This is a genomic window from Microlunatus parietis, assembly GCF_013407955.1.
GTDB lineage: Bacteria > Actinomycetota > Actinomycetes > Propionibacteriales > Propionibacteriaceae > Microlunatus > Microlunatus parietis.
The window spans coordinates 2250000-2267040 of record NZ_JACCBU010000001.1; the positions used below are offsets into that span (position 1 = coordinate 2250000).

At 68.7% G+C, this 17041-nt stretch carries 20 protein-coding genes; 5 read left to right on the forward strand and 15 right to left on the reverse strand.

The window, feature by feature from the left end:
* Positions 1–27 precede the first annotated feature (27 nt).
* From BKA15_RS10675 to BKA15_RS10700, 6 genes are all read right to left on the reverse strand, one after another.
* Positions 28–342, reverse strand: coding sequence for a hypothetical protein (locus BKA15_RS10675; RefSeq protein WP_179750588.1), 315 nt, complete (start codon positions 340–342; stop codon positions 28–30).
* 82 nt (positions 343–424) lie between these two features.
* Positions 425–865: a pyridoxamine 5'-phosphate oxidase family protein gene (locus tag BKA15_RS10680; protein ID WP_179750590.1), complete on the reverse strand. Its 441-nt coding sequence runs from the start codon at positions 863–865 to the stop codon at positions 425–427.
* Positions 866–1345: 480 nt separating this feature from the next.
* The gene (locus BKA15_RS10685) at positions 1346–2185 is read right to left on the reverse strand and encodes a mechanosensitive ion channel family protein (RefSeq protein WP_179750592.1); all 840 of its coding nucleotides are present in this window, start codon (positions 2183–2185) and stop codon (positions 1346–1348) included.
* Between the two features lie 154 nt (positions 2186–2339).
* Positions 2340–3686, reverse strand: a complete 1347-nt coding sequence (locus BKA15_RS10690) for an FAD-dependent oxidoreductase (protein ID WP_312878936.1) — start codon at positions 3684–3686, stop codon at positions 2340–2342.
* 142 nt (positions 3687–3828) lie between these two features.
* Positions 3829–4110 (reverse strand): PspA-associated protein PspAA, encoded by a 282-nt coding sequence (gene pspAA, locus BKA15_RS10695; protein WP_179750595.1) that lies wholly within the window; start codon positions 4108–4110, stop codon positions 3829–3831.
* Positions 4107–4967, reverse strand: coding sequence for a PspA/IM30 family protein (locus tag BKA15_RS10700; protein ID WP_179750597.1), 861 nt, complete (start codon positions 4965–4967; stop codon positions 4107–4109). The genes pspAA and BKA15_RS10700 overlap by 4 nt, the downstream gene beginning before the upstream one ends.
* Positions 4968–5212: 245 nt before the next feature.
* Between BKA15_RS10700 and BKA15_RS10705 the strand changes: the two genes are divergently transcribed.
* Positions 5213–5779, forward strand: a complete 567-nt coding sequence (locus tag BKA15_RS10705) for a DUF3043 domain-containing protein (protein WP_179750599.1) — start codon at positions 5213–5215, stop codon at positions 5777–5779.
* Positions 5780–5795: 16 nt separating this feature from the next.
* Positions 5796–6914, forward strand: coding sequence for a GntR family transcriptional regulator (locus tag BKA15_RS10710; protein ID WP_179750601.1), 1119 nt, complete (start codon positions 5796–5798; stop codon positions 6912–6914).
* A 7-nt stretch (positions 6915–6921) separates the two neighbouring features.
* Here BKA15_RS10710 and BKA15_RS10715 read toward each other — a convergent pair whose 3' ends face one another.
* The 6 genes from BKA15_RS10715 to BKA15_RS10740 all read right to left on the reverse strand — a co-directional run bounded on the left by BKA15_RS10715 (position 6922) and on the right by BKA15_RS10740 (position 12071).
* Entirely contained in the window at positions 6922–7161 is a 240-nt protein-coding gene (locus tag BKA15_RS10715; RefSeq protein ID WP_179750603.1) for a helix-turn-helix domain-containing protein, read from the reverse strand.
* Positions 7161–7691, reverse strand: coding sequence for a DUF2975 domain-containing protein (locus BKA15_RS36335; protein ID WP_179750605.1), 531 nt, complete (start codon positions 7689–7691; stop codon positions 7161–7163). Before BKA15_RS36335 ends, BKA15_RS10715 begins: the two co-directional genes overlap by 1 nt.
* Before the next feature lie 214 nt (positions 7692–7905).
* Positions 7906–8952 carry a glycoside hydrolase family 76 protein gene (locus tag BKA15_RS10725; protein ID WP_179750607.1) on the reverse strand — a complete coding sequence of 349 codons (1047 nt, stop codon included), beginning with the start codon at positions 8950–8952 and terminating at the stop codon, positions 7906–7908.
* On the reverse strand, positions 8949–10220 hold the full coding sequence (locus tag BKA15_RS10730; protein WP_179750609.1) for an ABC transporter substrate-binding protein: 1272 nt from the start codon (positions 10218–10220) through the stop codon (positions 8949–8951). Before BKA15_RS10730 ends, BKA15_RS10725 begins: the two co-directional genes overlap by 4 nt.
* Before the next feature lie 10 nt (positions 10221–10230).
* Positions 10231–11133, reverse strand: coding sequence for a carbohydrate ABC transporter permease (locus BKA15_RS10735; RefSeq protein WP_218871197.1), 903 nt, complete (start codon positions 11131–11133; stop codon positions 10231–10233).
* A complete protein-coding gene (locus BKA15_RS10740) occupies positions 11130–12071 on the reverse strand; it encodes a carbohydrate ABC transporter permease (protein WP_218871198.1) in 942 nt (313 codons plus the stop codon). Before BKA15_RS10740 ends, BKA15_RS10735 begins: the two co-directional genes overlap by 4 nt.
* Before the next feature lie 137 nt (positions 12072–12208).
* Here BKA15_RS10740 and BKA15_RS10745 point away from each other — a divergent pair, with 137 nt between their 5' ends.
* From BKA15_RS10745 to BKA15_RS10755, 3 genes are read left to right on the forward strand one after another with little or no spacing between them, the layout of a single operon-like run.
* Positions 12209–13663, forward strand: coding sequence for a glycoside hydrolase family 76 protein (locus BKA15_RS10745; RefSeq protein ID WP_179750611.1), 1455 nt, complete (start codon positions 12209–12211; stop codon positions 13661–13663).
* Between the two features lie 49 nt (positions 13664–13712).
* On the forward strand, positions 13713–14726 hold the full coding sequence (locus BKA15_RS10750; RefSeq protein WP_179750613.1) for an aldo/keto reductase family protein: 1014 nt from the start codon (positions 13713–13715) through the stop codon (positions 14724–14726).
* On the forward strand, positions 14726–14926 hold the full coding sequence (locus BKA15_RS10755) for a hypothetical protein (RefSeq protein ID WP_179750614.1): 201 nt from the start codon (positions 14726–14728) through the stop codon (positions 14924–14926). Before BKA15_RS10750 ends, BKA15_RS10755 begins: the two co-directional genes overlap by 1 nt.
* Before the next feature lie 19 nt (positions 14927–14945).
* Here BKA15_RS10755 and BKA15_RS10760 read toward each other — a convergent pair whose 3' ends face one another.
* The 3 genes from BKA15_RS10760 to BKA15_RS10770 are packed head-to-tail and all read right to left on the reverse strand — an operon-like array spanning position 14946 to position 16997.
* Positions 14946–15710 (reverse strand): SDR family oxidoreductase, encoded by a 765-nt coding sequence (locus BKA15_RS10760; protein WP_179750616.1) that lies wholly within the window; start codon positions 15708–15710, stop codon positions 14946–14948.
* A gap of 49 nt (positions 15711–15759) precedes the next feature.
* Positions 15760–16323, reverse strand: coding sequence for a GNAT family N-acetyltransferase (locus tag BKA15_RS10765; RefSeq protein WP_179750618.1), 564 nt, complete (start codon positions 16321–16323; stop codon positions 15760–15762).
* Positions 16320–16997 carry an alpha/beta fold hydrolase gene (locus BKA15_RS10770; RefSeq protein ID WP_179750620.1) on the reverse strand — a complete coding sequence of 226 codons (678 nt, stop codon included), beginning with the start codon at positions 16995–16997 and terminating at the stop codon, positions 16320–16322. Before BKA15_RS10770 ends, BKA15_RS10765 begins: the two co-directional genes overlap by 4 nt.
* Positions 16998–17041 lie beyond the last annotated feature (44 nt).

A 17041-nucleotide genomic window follows, 5' to 3' on the forward strand; every position in this document is an offset into this window, starting at 1 on the left:
GATGGGGCTCGGTGGGAGCGTCGGTGGTCAGCCGCGACGCCGGAGCACGGCGACCAGGATCGCGACCGCGCCCAGCGCGGCCGTGCCTCCAAGCACGACGGCCCGCCGCAGCGGCGTCCAGTCGTCGGTGACGGCCTCACTCCCGCGGGCAGCCGGAGCGGGCTTCGCCTCGTCGGGCTCGGGATCGTTCAGCCAGTCCTCGACCTCGTCCTGCGGCTCCCCGAACATCAGGCCCTCGACGGCTCGGTCGTCCGGCTCGAGATCGCCGTCCAGCTCGAGCGGGTCGTCGTTCGGCGGTCGCCGCTCGTCGTACAACTCGTCCGGATCCCAGTCGTGCACCATCGTGTCAACCCCCTCACCCTGTAGTCACTGTCACGTTCGGCGGGCCCGCGGAGTTCCGGGAAACGGCGGCTTGGCCAGGGGATCAGCCGGAGACGAGCGGGACGGCGGCCCGGTGGCCGGCGGCCGGCCCGGTGTGGCCGCCGGTGGCGCGGCCGGTGAGCAGCTGGATCCGGATCCGGACGAGTTCACTGCCGGCGGCCGAGCCGAACCAGGTCCGCAGCCCCAGGTCGGCGAGCGACTCCAGCTCGGCCGTGCTCTCCACCCGCAGGGCTTCACCGACCGCGACGACCGTCCAGCCCTCGGCGGTCTCGGGGTCGACGGCATCGGCCTCGAAGGCCACCACACTGTGGTGTACGGCCGCGGCGAGCCGGCCGCCGTCGTCGGCCCGGAAGACGATGTCGTCGCCGCGGACCCGGTGGTTCACCACGGCGATCGCCGGCAGCGCCTGGTCGGTGTAGACGACCCGGCCGACCGGGGTCGAGGCGAGCAGCCGGCGGCATTGCGCCTCGGACAGACTGTCCACGCGTCCCCCTTCGACCATGTCCCTGATCATGAACCGGTGCCGTACCACGCCCCAGGGCCGAAAGACCCCCACCAGGCGGCGACCGACCCGACGTTCACCGAGCCGGGCGGAACCAGGGAGCCGGGCCGGCGGATACCCCCACCAGCGGCGGGCCGCGGCGCTCCCTGACACCCGACGCCCGGGGTCAAACCTGTCACTCCCCGTTGTCGCCGGAACCCCCTCCGACGATTCGACAGTGCGCCGCTCGTTCGCCCGGCCCCGTTGGCGCCGGCCCGGCTCCAGGGACCACTGTCGACCGGCCCGGGATCCGGCCGCCACTGCCGTTGGGCCCGCCGACTCGGGACGTTCGGACCTAGTGTCGTGCGTAGCCCAAAGATCAGGCCCGCCGAATCCCGCCTCCTGCGGACGCGAGAAGACCCGCCGCCGGACCTCGGTGGGTCCGGCGGCGGGCCGCGACGCTGAGTGCTCGCTCGCGCCTGGTTACTGCCGCGGCGGCTGTCCCGGGTCGCCGGGGTACCCCGCCTGGCCCGGGTCGCCTCCGTAGCCGCCCTGACCGGGATCACCCGCATACCCGGTCTGGCCCGGATCGCCGACGTAGCCGGTCTGGTCCGCCGGCTCGGCGGCGCGCGCCGGCTGCTCCGGCGTGTTCTGCGGCGGAGCCGCCAGCTGCTCGGAGAGGTTCTGCAGCCAGCCCTCCCAACGCTGCTGCATCGGACGGATCAGGCCACCGCCGACGCCGACGATGATCACGCCGCCGATGGTGCCGAGCACCGTGATCAACACCGGGGTGGTCACCGTGGTCGCTACGCCGAGTTGGTTCACCGCCGCGATCGCACCGAGGGCGACGACGAGGCCGTACACGAGATTGGCCAGCAGATTGGCGAACGACCGGCCGGCGAGTACAGAAAGCACGAGATCCTTGAGGACCTTGGCGACAGCGGCCGCGATGACGACCAGGATGATCGCGACGATCACCCTCGGCAGGAACGTGATGATCGTCGTGAGCAGTTGTTCGACCGGGTTCGGCCCGAATGCACTGAACGCGAACTGCAACGCGATCAACAACACGAAGTAGTAGACGATCTTGACGATCAATCCGCCGATGTCGATATTGGCCCGCGCGACGAACTGCTTGAGTCCGGCCTTCTCCAACAGATTCCCGAAGCCGATCTTGGACAGCAGGAGGCTGACCAACTTGGACAGCCCCTTCGCAATGAGCCATCCGATCAGCAGAATGATCAAGAAGCCGAGCAACCGTGGCACGAATGTGACCACAGCTGATAGTCCGTCCCCTAGGGCACGGGTGAGCGCGTCGAGCATCGATTTTCTCCCTTCACCTGCGACCGGCGATGGTTCGTCGGAAGGTTGGCGTGCCACACTCGCGAATGAACCATCCCCGAGTCGGCCGACAATAATCGATATTGGAACTGTGATCAGATTCGTTTCCCGACATTGCCGCGTTCGGGAAATTCTGTCAAGTGTCGCGGCCGCCGTTGATCATGGCGATTCGGGATACGACCTTGGTACGCCGACGGCCGGAGGCCTCCCCGAGGGAGATCTCGTAGGCGTCCAATCGGTCCCACTCGGCCAATGTCGTGAAGTCGATCTTCTTCGCTCGCAGCAGTTCCACGATCGCTTCCGGGCCCGGTGAGTCCGGATCCGGCAGCGCCGCAAGATCAGCCAGCAGCGAGCCGACGGTCTCCGCGGCGTCCGACTTCGTGTGGCCGATCAGCCCGACCGGTCCGCGCCGGATCCAGCCGGTCGCATAGAGCCCCGGCACCACCTGGTGATCAAGATCGACGACCCGGCCGGCCGTGCCGGGGACGACGGCCTCGGCGTCGTCGAACGGTACGTCCGGCAACGGAGTCGACCGGTACCCGATCGCCCGATACACCGCCTGGACAGGCCAATCCCGGTGTTCACCGGTGAACGTGATCGTGCCGTCGGGCCCGGTTTCGGTGCGCTCGGTCCGGAGCGTCTCGACCCGCTCGTCCCCGAGCAGCGAGACCGGTGCCGCCCGGAAGTGCAGGTGGATCCGCCGAGCCGCCCCGGTCGGCTCCCGGCCGACCCAGTCGAGCAGCGTACGCAGCACGGTCCGGCGCTGCCCGCTCCGCCCGATCGCCGCCTCCTCCGCCGCCGAGACCTCGGCGCCGACCGGGTCGACGCTCACGTCGACGCTCGGCGATTCGGCCAGCTCGCGCAGCTCCAGCGGGGTGAACTTCGCGTCCGCCGGGCCGCGGCGGGCGAACAGATGGATGTCCCGGGCGGCGTTGCCGGCCAGGCCGCGGGCCACGTTGTCGGGAATCTCGGTGGCCAGCTGTTCGGCGGCCGGCTTGGCCAGCATCCGGGCGATGTCCAGCGCGACGTTGCCGGCGCCGAGCACCGCGACCGACCGCGCGGTCAGCGGCCAGTCCCGCGGCACGTCCGGATGGCCGTTGTACCAGGCCACGAAGTCGGCGCCGCCGTGGCTTCCGGGCAAGTCGGCCCCGGGAATGGTCAGCGGCCGGTCCGTCGCGGCCCCGGTCGCGACGACGACCGCGTGGTAGCACTGCCGCAGCTCCGCCAGCTTCAGGTCGCCGCCGTACTCGACGTTGCCGAAGAACCGGATCTCCGGCGCCGCCAGCGCCGCCCGCAACGCGACCACGACCTCCTTGATCCGCTGGTGATCGGGCGCGGTGCCGTACCGGACCAGCCCGTACGGAGTCGGCAGCCGGTCGAACACGTCGACCAGCACCCGCACACCGTGCCCCGGACCCGCCGCCACCAGCCCGGCCGCCGCATAGATCCCGGCCGGCCCCGCACCCACGACCGCCACCCGCACCGTCCGCACCGTACCTCCGAATTAGGAAACGTTCTTCTTGCATAATCCTAGTCGGTCGGTTTTTCACGTAACGTGAAAAACTGGCGCTCTACCAGAGAAACTTCCCTGGTAAAGCGCCAGTAAAGGTGGTGAAGAGGCCTGCTCAGCCGGGGATCAGGCCCTCTTCGGAGTCGTCCAGCAGCTGCCGTACCTCGTCGAGGGTCGCATCCGACGACGGCAGGATGAGGTCGGAGTCGTGCAGTTCGTCGGCCGGCAGCTCGGAGCCGGAGCGGACCTTCTCCAGCAGTTCGTGCAGGGCCGTGGCGAGCCGGTCGGCGTCGTTCGCCGTCACCGCCTGCTCGACGGCATCGTCCAGGGCGTTCAGTTCGGCGAAGGCGTCTTCGGCGAGGCGCCACTGGCCCTCGCCGAGAATCCGGACGATCATCGCAGGTCGCCCTGGTTCGGCTGCTGCTGCGCCGGCTGGCCCAGCGTCGGATCCGAGGCCGCGGGCTGCTGCGGCGCGGCCTGCTGCTGCGGAGTCGCCTGCTGCTGCGGGGCGGCGGCCGGTTGGCCCTCGATCGCCTGCGGCGCCGAGCTGCCGGCGCCGAGTGATGCCTTCATCTGGGCCAGCTCGTTCTCCACGTCGGAGGTCGAGGCGAGCTGCTCCAGCTCGAGCGTGATGTCGTCCTTGGCGGTGCCGGTCGGGTCTTCCAGCGCACCGGAGGCCAGCAGTTCGTCGATCGCGCCGGCCCGGGCCTGCATCTCAGCGGTCTTGTCCTCGGCCCGCTGGATCGCCATGCCGACGTCGCCCATCTCCTCGCTGATGCCGGAGAAGGCCTCGTTGATCCGGGTCTGCGCCTCGGCGGCCGAGTAGGTCGCCTTGATGGTCTCCTTGCGGGTCCGGAAGGAGTCGACCTTCGCCTGCAGCCGCTGGCTGGCGCGGGTCAGCTTCTCCTCCTCGCCCTGCAGCTGCGCGTGTTGGGTCTGCAGGTCCGCCATCTGCTGCTGGATCCCGGACCGGCGGGTCAGCGCCTCGCGGGCCAGGTCCTCGCGGCCGATCTGCAACGCCTTCTGCGCCTGCTGGGTCAGCTTGTCGGCCTGAGTGCTGAGGCCGTTGGCCTGCAGCTCGACCCGCTTTCGGCTGGTCGCGACATCGGCCACCCCGCGGCGCACCTTCTGCAGCAGCTCCAGCTGGCGCTGGTAAGAGTAGTCAAGGGTCTGACGCGGATCTTCCAACTTGTCCAAGGCCTTGTCGGTCTTGGCGCGAAAGATCAGCGAGATGCGCTGAAAGATGCCACTCATGACGAGAGCTGGTCCTTCCGATGGCGGATGTGCGGTCCCCGGCTTGGCTGAGGGTCGACTGAACTGAGGTCAACCCTATGCCCGCCATGGTAACGAGCCCACGGTGCCGGGCCGAAGAGTTTGGGCATTTGGGTTGCATCCCTGAGAGAATCGGAGCTCCGGCAGGGCATGCGCCCTACGCCGAAGTACGCAGCCGACCCGACGAGCCGCGTACCGCAGAGAGATCGAGAAGCCGAGAGGGACCCGTGGCACTGTTCCGCCGCCGTACCGAAGCCGCTCCGGAGCCGGAGCAGCCGGAACCGACCCCGTCGCCGGCCGGCGGGCCGGCCAAGAAGGACCGGCCGACGCCGACGCGCAAGGAGGCCGAGGCGCTCCGCCGGCAACGCGTCGGCCGCAACCTGAACTCCAAGGAGGCCAAGCGGGAGGCCACCCGCCGGTCCCGCGAGGAACGGCTCCGGTTGATGAACGAGCGCGAGGCGACACCGGAGAAGGTGCTGCTCCGCGACTACGTCGACTCCCGGTTCAACATCGGCGAGTTCGTCCTGCCGGCCCTGGTCGTGATCTTGGCGCTGACCTTCCTGAACACGGTGTTCCCGTTCGTCACCTACATCACCACGGTGTTGATGTACGTCTTCCTGCTGGTCGCCGTGATCGACGTGTTTCTGATGTGGCGCGGCTTCAAGAAGGTGCTGGCCGACCGGCTGCCGCGGGCGTCCACCCGGGGCCTGCTGATGTACGGCATGAACCGCTGCATCCAGATCCGTCGCTTCCGGATCCCGCCGCCCCGGGTCAAGCGCGGCGAAGGATACTGACGCCGGTGCCGCCAGCGTGAGCGCGCTCTACCGGCAGCTGTACGAGAAGCTGCGGGCCGACATCGAGCAGCACCGGATCGCGGTCGGCGACCGGCTGCCGCCCGAGGCCGAGTTGGTCGAGACGCACCAGGTCAGCTCGATCACGATCAAGCGCGCCCTCGATCTGCTCCGGGCGGACGGTTTCATCGTCCGCCGGCCGCGGCTCGGCACGTTCGTGATCAGCGACGTCCAGACCGCCGGCCTGGCCGAGCACGCCGGCGGCGGTGCCCGGCCGCTGATCGGCTGCGTGATCACGAACTTCGACGACACGTTCGGGACCAAGATCATCGGTGGTGCCATCGACGAGGCGCAGGACCGGGCGACGCTGGTGATCAACCGCAGCCTGGGCGACCAGAGTGCCGAGGACCGGCTGATCCGGGCCCTGGTCGACTCCGGCGCGAAGGCGATCATCCTGGAGCCGAGCTCGTCCGAGTTCGTACCGCCGGTGGTGCTGGAGTTGATCACCCGTTCGTTCCCGCTGGTGATCATCGACCGGCTGCTGGACGGGGTCCCGGTCTCCACCATCGCCTCGGACAACGTTGCCGGGGCACGGGAGGCGACCGAGCATCTGATCGACCTGGGTCACCGCCGGATCGGCTTGATCACCAGCGCCGGCCCGGTGTCCACCCTGGACGAGCGCCGGCGCGGCTTCCTGCTGGCGAACGCGACCGCGAGCGTCGATCACGACGAGCGCAACGAGTTCCGCGGGGTGGAGTCGACCCGGCCGTTCTCCGACACCCCGATCGAGGACGACATCGAGGCGCTGACCGAGTTCGTCGCCGCGCGGCGCGACCTGACCGGCTTCGTCGTCTCCGAGTTCAACATCGCGCTGTTGCTCCGCGAGGCCTGCCGCCGGCTCGACCTGGAGATCCCGCGGCACCGCTCCGTGGTCTGCTTCGACCACCCGGACCTGTTCTTCGACCGGGCCGCCTTCCGGTTCACCCACATCCGGCAGGATCAGGACGCCCTCGGCCGCCGCTCCGTCGAGCAGGCGCTGGCCCAGATCGACGACCCCGGCGCGATCGGCAAGCACACCCTGCCGACCACCCTGGTCCCCGGCGATTCCACCCGCAAGCTGCGGACCCGGAAGGGCTGAGGGCCCGTCAGTCGGACTCAGGCCCGTCGCCGTAGCTGAGCAGGTCGCCGGGCTGGCACTCCAGAACCTCGCAGAGTGCGGCCAGGGTGGAGAACCGGACCGCCTTGGCCCGGCCGTTCTTGAGGATGGACAGGTTCACCGGGGACAGGCCCACCCGTTCGGCAAGCTCGGTGAGCGTCAGGTCGCGCTCGCTCAGCAGCCGGTCGAGATGGACACCGATCGCCTGGGCTGAGCCGGCACGCACCATCAGACGACCTCGTCCAGTTCGGCGCGCAGGGCCGCGCCCTTGGGCATCACCTCCGAGATCGCGAGTACGACGACGCCGGCCAGCGTGATCATCGGAGGCTCCATGAGCACCGGAGTCCCGGCACCATCGCCCAGCGAGATCCACGCGATCAGCCACTGCGCCGCCACTGACACGGCCGCCGCGACCACGCCGCCGAACAGGAGCAGCAGACCGACCGTCCTGATCCGGCGCAGATTCGTGCCGGAGAAGGGATCCCCGGCCATGGCGGACCCGACGATCCGGTTGATCACGACGGCGACCCCGGCCGCGATTCCGACTGGAACGAACCTCTCGGTCAGCCACAACGCGGTCTGCGCGATCGTCGGCTCGGTGATCAGGATCTGCGTCACCCCGGTCACCTGCACCCCCGGCGGTAGCGCCGCAAGCTCTCCGACCGTCCTGCTGATCACGGCAGAGATCGGCACCGAGTACCCGGTCACGAACTGGACCGCGAACACCGTCAGGCCCGTCGAGTGTGACGTTACGTCCACGAGATCGATTTCGTGCGTCGTTCTCCTCACACTCGATGAGCCAGCTCCGTCCGGGACGGCTGTGGCTGGCGTCGTCGTCCGCGGGGTTTTCGGGCGGATTGGTGTTGTGGCGATGACCGGAATCCAGCGCGCCCTGGCCCGATGAGCCGGATCCGGCCCCGTTTCGGGGCGAGCGCGCTCGATTCCGGTCATCCCGCTGCGACCGACAACCCCTTCAGAGCTTGGCGCGGAGCTCCAGGGCCATGATCGCGCTCAGCTGCGTCGAGTAGTCGATCGGGCCGGCCAGGGGCTTGCGCCAGTCGTTGGCGGCGAGGCGGGTGCAGCCGTCGGTGGAGTCGATCAGGGCGTCCGTGCTGGTGATCACGAACTCCTTCAGCTTCGTCAGCTCGGCCGACTCCGTATCACCGACGGCGTCCAGCAGAACCCCGAGGTAGCGGTAGTAGACGCCCTTGAACAGGCCGCAGTCGCCGTCGCCCTCGTCGGTGAACACCCCGCCGTCGGTGAGTTCGTCGACGGCGGTGACGGCGGTCCGGATCGCGGTGTTGATCATGGCGCCCGGGTCGTCGGCGGTCCTGGACAGCTCGACGGCTGCCCCCAGGTAGAGGCCCTGGTTGTAGGTGAACCGCCACTGGGTGTCGATCTTGCCGTCCTGCTGCCGGTTGATCCCGTCCTCGACGAAACCACTGTCCGGGTCGACCAGGGTCTCGGTCAGCCAGGCGAAGGCGCGCCGGGCGTAGTCGAGGTACGGCTGATCGTCGGCGAGTGCGGCCAGCCGGCAGGACAAGATCACCAACGGCCCGTTGGCCGGGGTGTTCTTGTAGTCCAGCTGGGGCTTGCGCCAGGCCAGGCTCGGCCCGAGCTGATCATTCCAGCCATGCTCGACCACGTGCGCCCAGATCGCCCTGGCGTCGGCCAGGTACGACTCCTCGCCGGTCGCCCGGTGCAGCCTCAGGACGGCGAGGGCGTACCAGAGCATGTCGTCGAAGTAGTCGTTGAACAGCGAGCCGGCATTGCGCTCCAGGATATTGCGGTACGTGTCCGTCGCCGCCGCCAGCCGACCTTGATCACCGGACCGGAGATAGGCGTCCAGCCGGACGTCGATCACATGCGCCAACCACCAGTAGTTGAAGGTGGCGTCGTCACCGGCCGGATGGCTGTTGTGCAACAGCTGCGGCCAGGGTGCGCCGAAGCTGCGGTCGAGGGTGTCCTGGGCGTAGTCGGCCAGTTCGCCGATCGGCGTGATCATGGTGGAGTCGGTCACTTGCGCTGCTCCGCCAGGATCTGATTGCCCCGCTTCTCGGCCTCGGCGAGCGCCTCCTCGGCGCTGATCTCACCGGACATGAACCGCTGCAGTTGCGGGATCAGGGCCTTGCCCTCCATGTCGGCGTAGCCCTTCAGGGTCGGCCGGGTCTGGGCGTACTTCATGGTGGCGACGAAGCCGGCGTACTTCTCGTTGTCGGTGAAGTACGGGTCCTCGGCGGCCTCGATCAGCGCGGGGATCCAGCCGGACAGCTTGCCGAACGAGATCGCATTCTCCTTCTCGGTCGCCCACCACTTGAGGAACGCCCAGGCACCGTCGGCGTTCTTGGCGCCGCGCGGAATGATCAAGCCGAAGCCGCCCATGTTGGCGGCCTTGTCGCCGCGCGGTCCGGCCGGCGGTTCGGCGATGCCGTACTTCAGCGTCTTCACCTTGTCCAGGTCGGACAAGGCCCACGGGCCGTCGTACTTCATCGCGGCCTTGCCCTCGGCGAACGCGTTGCCACCGGCGCCGAAGCCGAGCTGGTAGACCTTGGCGTCCAGCAGCTGCTTCCAGAAGTTGAGCACCTCGACGCCCTCGGGGCTGTTGAACGCGACCGCGGTCTGGTCCTCGGTGAGCATGCTGCCGCCGGCCTGGCGGATCCACATGTTGAAGAGGCCGGGATCGTCCAGCGAGAAGCCGGCCCGGGTCAGCTTGTTGCCGTCCCGCTTGGTCAGCGTGGTCGCGGCCTGCCTCAGCTCGTCCCAGTTCGTCGGCGGCTCGAGGCCCGCCTCGGCAAAGAGTTCCGTGTTGTAGAACAGGGAGCGGTTGTCCACCAGCAGCGGCAGCCCATAGTGCTTGCCGTCGACGACCATCTCCTCGACCGCCGGCCCGTAGAACCGACCAAGATCGATCTTGTCCGCGGCGATCCGGTCGTCCAGCGCGGTGAACGCGTTCTTGCCGGCGTAGACCGACGTGTTGAAGCGGTCCCAGAGCACGATGTCGGGGACCCGGCCGCTGGCCATGCCGGTGAGCAGCTTCTGCTCGACCTCCTCCTGCGCTACGAAGGTGACCTTGTAGTCGGTCTGGGCCGCGTTGAACGCGTCGGCCTGCGCCTTCAGCTGCTTGGCTTGATCACCGGACCAGCCACCCCAGAAGGTGACCTCCTTGATCTTGGGCCCGCCGGCCCCGGTGCCTCCGGTGGTGCCGCCGCTCGGGCCGCCACAGGCCGCCAGGACCAGGGCGAGCAGGCCGGCGACGACCGCCGCCGCGATGGATCGGATGGTGCGCATCGTTGAACTCCTATTTGCTGGCGCCCAGATGGGCGACGCCCTCGATGATGTGACGCTGGGCCAGGACGAAGATGATCAAGACCGGGACGCTGGACATGACGGTGCCGGCCATCAGCGGCCCGAAGTCGGTCACCTTGTCGTTGACGAACGTGGACAGGGCAACCTGGACGGTGAGCATGGACGGGTCGTTGAGCACGATCAACGGCCAGAGGAACGCGTTCCAGCCCGCCTGGAAGGTGAGTACGCCGAGCACGGCGAGCCCGGCCGCCGCCAGCGGCAGGTAGACCTGGACGAAGATCCGGAACTCGCTGGCGCCGTCGATCCGGGCCGCCTCGCCCAGTTCGTCCGGCAGGCTCTCGAAGAACTGCTTCATGAAGAACACCGCGAACGGACCCGCGGCGCCGGGCAGGATGACCGCCCAGTACGTGTTGATCAACCCGAACCCGCCCTGCCCGAGCAGGTCGTTGCCGCCGGCCAGCGGCCAGTACCGCAGCACCAGGAAGGCGGGCACCATGGTGACGATCCCCGGCACCATCATCGAGGCGAGGAACGCTCCGAAGACGATCTTGCGGCCGCGGAATCTCAGCTTGGCCAGCGCATAGCCGCCCAACCCGCCGAAGAAGAGGTTGGTCACGCAACCGGCCAGGGCCAGGAACAGGGAGTTGAGCAGGTACTGGGCGAACGGGGTCTCGGCGAAGACCCGCTGGTAGTTCTCCAGCGTCGGCACCTTCGGCAGCAGCGACAGGTAGTTGCTGAGCGCCTCGCTGGCCGGCTTGAACGACGTCGCGAGCGTCCAGACCAGTGGCATCACCGTGCTGAACGCTATTGCCGAGGCGCCGATCCACCACAAGCTGTGTTTGATGATCTTGGAGGGCTTGATGATCTTGCCCAGCTTCATCGGTTTGGTGCTCACGCCTGACCTCCCATCCGGTTGATCCGTACGTTGATCACGGTGAAGACCAGGATGATCGCGAACAGGATGAACGACAGCGCCGAGGCGTAGCCCATCTCCAGGGCCCCGAATCCCTTGTCGTAGATGTAGTAGACGATCGTCACCGTCGCGTTGCCCGGGCCGCCCTTGGTCAGGATGAAGGCCTGGTCGAACACCTGGAACGACCCGATGATCAACAGCGTCGAGACCAGGAACATGGTCTTCGAGATGCCGGGCAGGGTGACGTGCCAGAAGCTCCGCCAGGCGCCGGCACCGTCCAGCTGGGCGGCCTCGTAGAGATCACGGGGCACGCCCTGCAGCCCGCCCAGGAAGATGATCATGTTGCCGCCGAAGCCGGCCCAGACGCTCATCGCGACGATCGACGGCATCGCCCACTGCGACTCGTACAGCCAGGCGGGTCCGTCGATGCCGAACCAGCCGAGCACGACGTTGAAGACGCCGTACTGCGGGTTGAGCAGCCAGAACCAGATCGAGGCGGTGGCCACCGAGGAGGACACGACCGGGATGTAGAACAGGGTCCGCATCACCTTGGTGGCCCGGCTGCTCCGGTTCAGCAGCAGCGCCGTGGCCAGCGCGACGATGATGCCGAGCGGCACGTACATCACCGTGTAGTAGGCGGTGTTGCGGAGCGCGACCCAGAAGAACGGGTCGCCGAAGACCTTGACGTAGTTCGCCACCCCGACCCAGGAGAGCTCGTCGACGATCGAGTAGTCGGAGAAGCTGAGCACGGCCGCGACGACCATCGGCACCAGCAGGAACACGACGAACAGCACGATCGGCAACGCCAGGAACGCCCAGCCGTTGATCGTCTGCTGCCGGCCGGTGGTCATGCCGCGCCGCTTGCGCGGAACCGGAGTCGCGGGACTGAGCCGCACCGGATCGTCGGTGATCGACGCCATCGAGCCCCCTCGCCGAGATGGTGGTGGTGTGGTGGGTGCGGCTATTACTACACCATTAATCTCCATCTCGACAATATGAATATATTAATTGGGATGAATCCTTGACGTACCCTCCGCCGGCGACCTACCGTCGGGGCATGACCCGACGCGCCATTGGCGCCGCGATCGCGGCCCTCGCCACGCTTGGAATGATCACCTTCGCCGCCGCACCGGCGGCCGCCTCCGAGGGGGATGCCACGACCAGACGCCCGGCCAAGGCCGAGCCGGCGGCCGTCCCACTCGCCGCGACCGAGGATCGACTGGCCGACGGGGCCACGATCTTCGGCCGCCAGATCGAACTGCACCTCTCCGACGCCGACGCCCTCGGCTGGGCCCGGATCTCCAGCGGCGATCCGACCGACGAGGTGTGGCTGGACCGCTCCTTCGACGGCGGCGCGACCGTCGCCGACGAACGGCTCGGCTACTCGACCATCCCGGCCGGTTCCCGGTCGGTCACCTCGCCCGAGTTCGCCCTGAACGTTGACGGCAAGGAGGGCGTGCTGCGGGCCTGCGGCAAGGCCGGCAACCGCGATGACATCGTCTGCACCAGCTGGTTCGGTGTCGAGAAACCGCAGACCGAGGGCACCCCGGCCCAGCGGGCCGTGGACGCCCTGATGCGCTTGTACAACAAGGACACCGGGCTCTGGAAGACCACCGGCTGGTGGAACTCGGCGAACGCGCTGACCGCGGTGCTGGACTACCAGCTGGCCACCGGCGACGACCGCTACGAGTGGGTGATCGCGAACACGTACGACAAGAACAAGGACGCCCAGGGCGGCAACTTCACCAACGAGTACATCGACGACACCGGCTGGTGGGCACTGGCCTGGATCCGGGCGTACGACCTCACCGGTGATCAGCGCTACCTGGACACGGCGATCTTCGACGCCGAGTACATGTGGGACACCTGGAGCGACGTCTGCGGCGGCGGCGTGATCTGGAACATCAACGTGAAGTACAAGAACGCCGTCACCAACGAGCTGATGATCAAGGTGCTGGCCAGCCTGGCCAACCGGGTCGAGGGCGACTCCAGCTTCCTCGACCGGGCGGTGCAGAACTGGGAGTGGTTCCGCGACAGCGGCATGATCAACTCCCGGAACATGATCAACGACGGCCTGAACGACGCCTGCGAGAACAACGGTCAGCCGACCTGGACGTACAACCAGGGCATCGTGCTCGGCGCACTGACCGAGCTGCACGCGGCGACCGGCGACCGGGGCTACCTGCGCACCGCGAAGAAGCTGGCGACGGCCTCCACCCAGGACTCCGGGATCAACCCGAAGGGGGTGCTCCGCGAGCCGTGTGAGTCGGGGGACTGCGGCGGCGACGGCCCGACCTTCAAGGGCGTCTATGTCCGGAATCTCGGCGAGCTCAACGCGGCCCTGCCGAACCGGCCGTACCAGTCCTACCTGGTGAAGCAGGCGAAGACCTCCTACGCCAAGGACCGGAACCGGTTCGACCAGTACGGCCTGCACTGGGCCGGGCCGATCCGCTACATCTCGGCGGCGACCCAGCAGAGCGCGACCGAGGCCCAGATCGCCCCGCTGCGCTAGGAGGGCGGGCCGGTCCACCGACCGCCGGCACCTGTGAAACGCTGACGCCATGGAGTTTCGATTTCTCGGCCGCAGCGGCCTCAAGGTGTCGGCGGTCAGTTACGGCAACTGGGTGACCCACGGGTCGCAGGTCGAGGCCGAGCAGGCCCAACGGTGCGTCCGGGCGGCGCTGGACGCGGGCATCACCACGTTCGACACCGCGGACACGTACGCGAACACGAAGGCCGAATCGATCCTCGGCGAGGCGCTGGCCGGTGAGCGGCGGGAGAGCCTGGAGATCTTCACCAAGGTCTACTTCCCCACCGGTCCCGGCGGCCCGAACGACACCGGGCTGTCCCGCAAGCACATCCACGAGTCGATCAACGGCTCGCTGAAGCGGCTGAAGACCGACTACGTCGACCTCTATCAGGCGCACCGGTTCGATCACTTCACGCCGCTCGAGGAGACCATGGAGTCGTTCGCCGACGTGGTCCGGCAGGGCAAGGCGCTCTACATCGGGGTCAGCGAGTGGACCGCGGAGCAGCTCCGCGCCGGGCATGCGCTGGCCCGGGAACTGCGCTTCCCGTTCGTCTCGAACCAGCCGCAGTACAACGCGCTGCACCGGGTCATCGAGGCCGAGGTGGTGCCGACGTCGTACGAGCTCGGGATCAGCCAGGTGGTCTATTCGCCGATCGCGCAGGGCGTGCTGACCGGCAAGTACCTGCCGGGACAGCCGCCGCCGGAGGGCTCCCGGGCCACCGACCAGGCCAGCGGCGCCGGCTTCATCAAGCGGCTGGTCGACAACGACGAGCTGTTGGCGCGGGTGCAGAAGCTGGCCCCGTTGGCCGAGGCGGAGGGCCTGACCATGGCCCAGCTGGCGATCGCCTGGGTGCTCAACAACGAGAACGTGGCGACCGCGATCACCGGCGGCTCCCGGCCCGAGCAGGTCACCGCGAACGCCGAGGCGGCCGGCAAGAAGCTGTCCGAGGAGACCCTTCGCGGCATCGACGAGGCGCTCGGCGATGCCGTCGTGACGGACCCGGGCCTCACCGCCCGGTCGGCGCCGACGAAGCGGCTCACCTGATGTCGTGGCACTGGACCTACCAGCCGGTCCCGGCCGGCACCCAGGGCCGGAGCAAGAACTTCCCGCGGCAGGGCGACGCGGAGTCGTGGCTCGGCGAGACCTATCCGGACCTGTACTCCGACGGCGTCCGCTCGGTCACGCTTTATGAGGACGAGCGGAAGGTCTACGGGCCGATGAGCCTGGAGCCGGACGACGCCTGACCCGGTTCGTGCCCTGTGGTCAGCTGCCGAAGCCGCCGTTGCTCGACAGCAGCTGGCCGTTGATCCAGGAACCCTGGTCCGAGAAGAGGAACCGGACCAGGTTGGCGGTGTCGTGCGGCGTGCCCAGCCGACCGGCGGGCGTCTGCGCGATGCCGGCGGCGCGGATCTCGTCGGTCATCCAGCCGGTGTCGACCGGGCCGGGATTGATCACGTTGGCGCGAACGCCGCGATCGGCCAGCTCGTGCGCGGCGGCGATCACCAGCCGGTCCAGGGCTCCCTTGCTGCACCCGTACGGCAGGTTGTGCACGACGTGATCACTGGTCAGCGCGACGATCCGGGCCCTGGCCTCGCCGCCATGATCGACGACCGGCAGCCGCTCGGCGTACTCCTTGATCAACAACCAGCTGGCCCGGGCGTTGACGTCGAAGTGGCGGTCCCAGCTGTCCAGGGACGTGGTGAGGATCGAGCTGTCGACGGACTCGCAGTGCGACAGCACCAGGCCGGCAAGATCATCGTGCGCTGACGCGGCCTTGATCAACTCCGCCGGTACGGCAGGATCGGCAAGATCACCGGCGATCAGGTCCACCCGCCGGCCGAGCGCCCGGCAGTCCTCGGCGATCGCCGCCGGGTCGTCCGGGCCCGCCTCCATGCCGAGCCGGTCGTCGTACGGCCGCCAGTAGCTCAGCGCCAGGTCCCAGCCGTCCTCGGCCAGGCCGAGCGCGAGCCCGGCCCCGATGGAGCGGCGCCGGCCCACTCCGGTGATCAACACTGTGCCACGACTCATCTGGGGCCTCCGTTCGTCACAAGGGACCCATCGTGGCAGCCGGGCCCGGTCAGGCGGGCGGCAGGTCCCGGTGCACGATCCAGGCGTGCTTGCCGACCTGGCGGAGGCGGGCGAAGTCGTACTGCTCGAACAGCTCGACGGTGCCACTGAACAGGAACCGGCCCTGCGCGACCCGGCCGTCGGTGACCTCGGAGATCGCCTCGACCAAGCCGCCGCCGCGGGCCGCGATCTGGTCCAAGGCGCCCTCCAGCGCCGCCCGGGCCACGCCCTGGCGGCGATGCGTCTTGTCGGTGAAGATGCAGGTGATCCGCCAGCCCGGAGTCGGCGGCGGCTGCTTCTCGTACTCGATCCGGTGTTTGATCTTGAGGTCGACCTTCGGGCCGAACTGCGCCCAGCCGCGGGCGATGCCGTCCTCGTCCAGCACCAGGGCGGCGTGCGCCCGGCCGGTCCGGACAAGCTGTTCCTTCGCGGTGCGGTTGTCGAGGTCCGGATCGCCGCGGTCGGTGTGGAACCCGATGCACCAGCAGCCGCCGAAGATCCCGTTGTTGCGTTCGACCAGGTCGGCGAACGGCTCCCAGGTCGAGGCGTCCAACGTCGTGATCGCGTACGTCATCGGGTCAGACCGTCCAGCACCCTGGCCAACTCCTTCGGGCAGCTGGTCATCGGCCAGTGGCCCGAGTCGAGGTCGGCGTAGGTCACGTCGCGGGCCCGGTCCAACTCGGGCAGGTCGCCGTCCGCGATCCAGCCCTTCACGTCGTCCGGGCTGAATTCGGGGCAGATCAGTGTGACCGGAATGTCGTACCGTCGCTCGTCGGTGAGCCGGACGATGCCGGTGGCGACGCCGCCGGGCACCGGCACCGCGCCGGCGGCCAGGCGGTCCCGGGCGGCCGCGTCCAGGTCGGCGGTGTCGGGGCCTTCGAACGGTTCCCAGCCGGGGAACGGCACCACGCCGTCCTGCACCGGGAACACGTCGAAGTAGGTCTCGCCGTCGGCCGCGGGGAAGCCGCCGACCAGGGCGACCCGGGCCACCGCGTCCGGCCGCCGGTCCGCGACCAGCCAGGCCAGCGTGCTCGCGGCCGAGTGCCCGACGACGAGGGGCCGGTCGGCGGCGTCGATCGCCTCGAGGGCGGCGGCCACCTGGTCGTCGAGTGTCGTGGCGGTCCGGCCGTCGGCGAGGCCGGGCAGGGTCAGCGCGGTCGGGCGGTGGCCGAGCCGCCGGAGTTCCTCTGCGGTCTCGTCCCAGACCGCGCCGGTCAGCCACATGCCGGGAATGAGGATGATGTCCATGGCGTGACCCTAGAAGCGGTTCCGGACGCTCGGCTTCCTGTTTA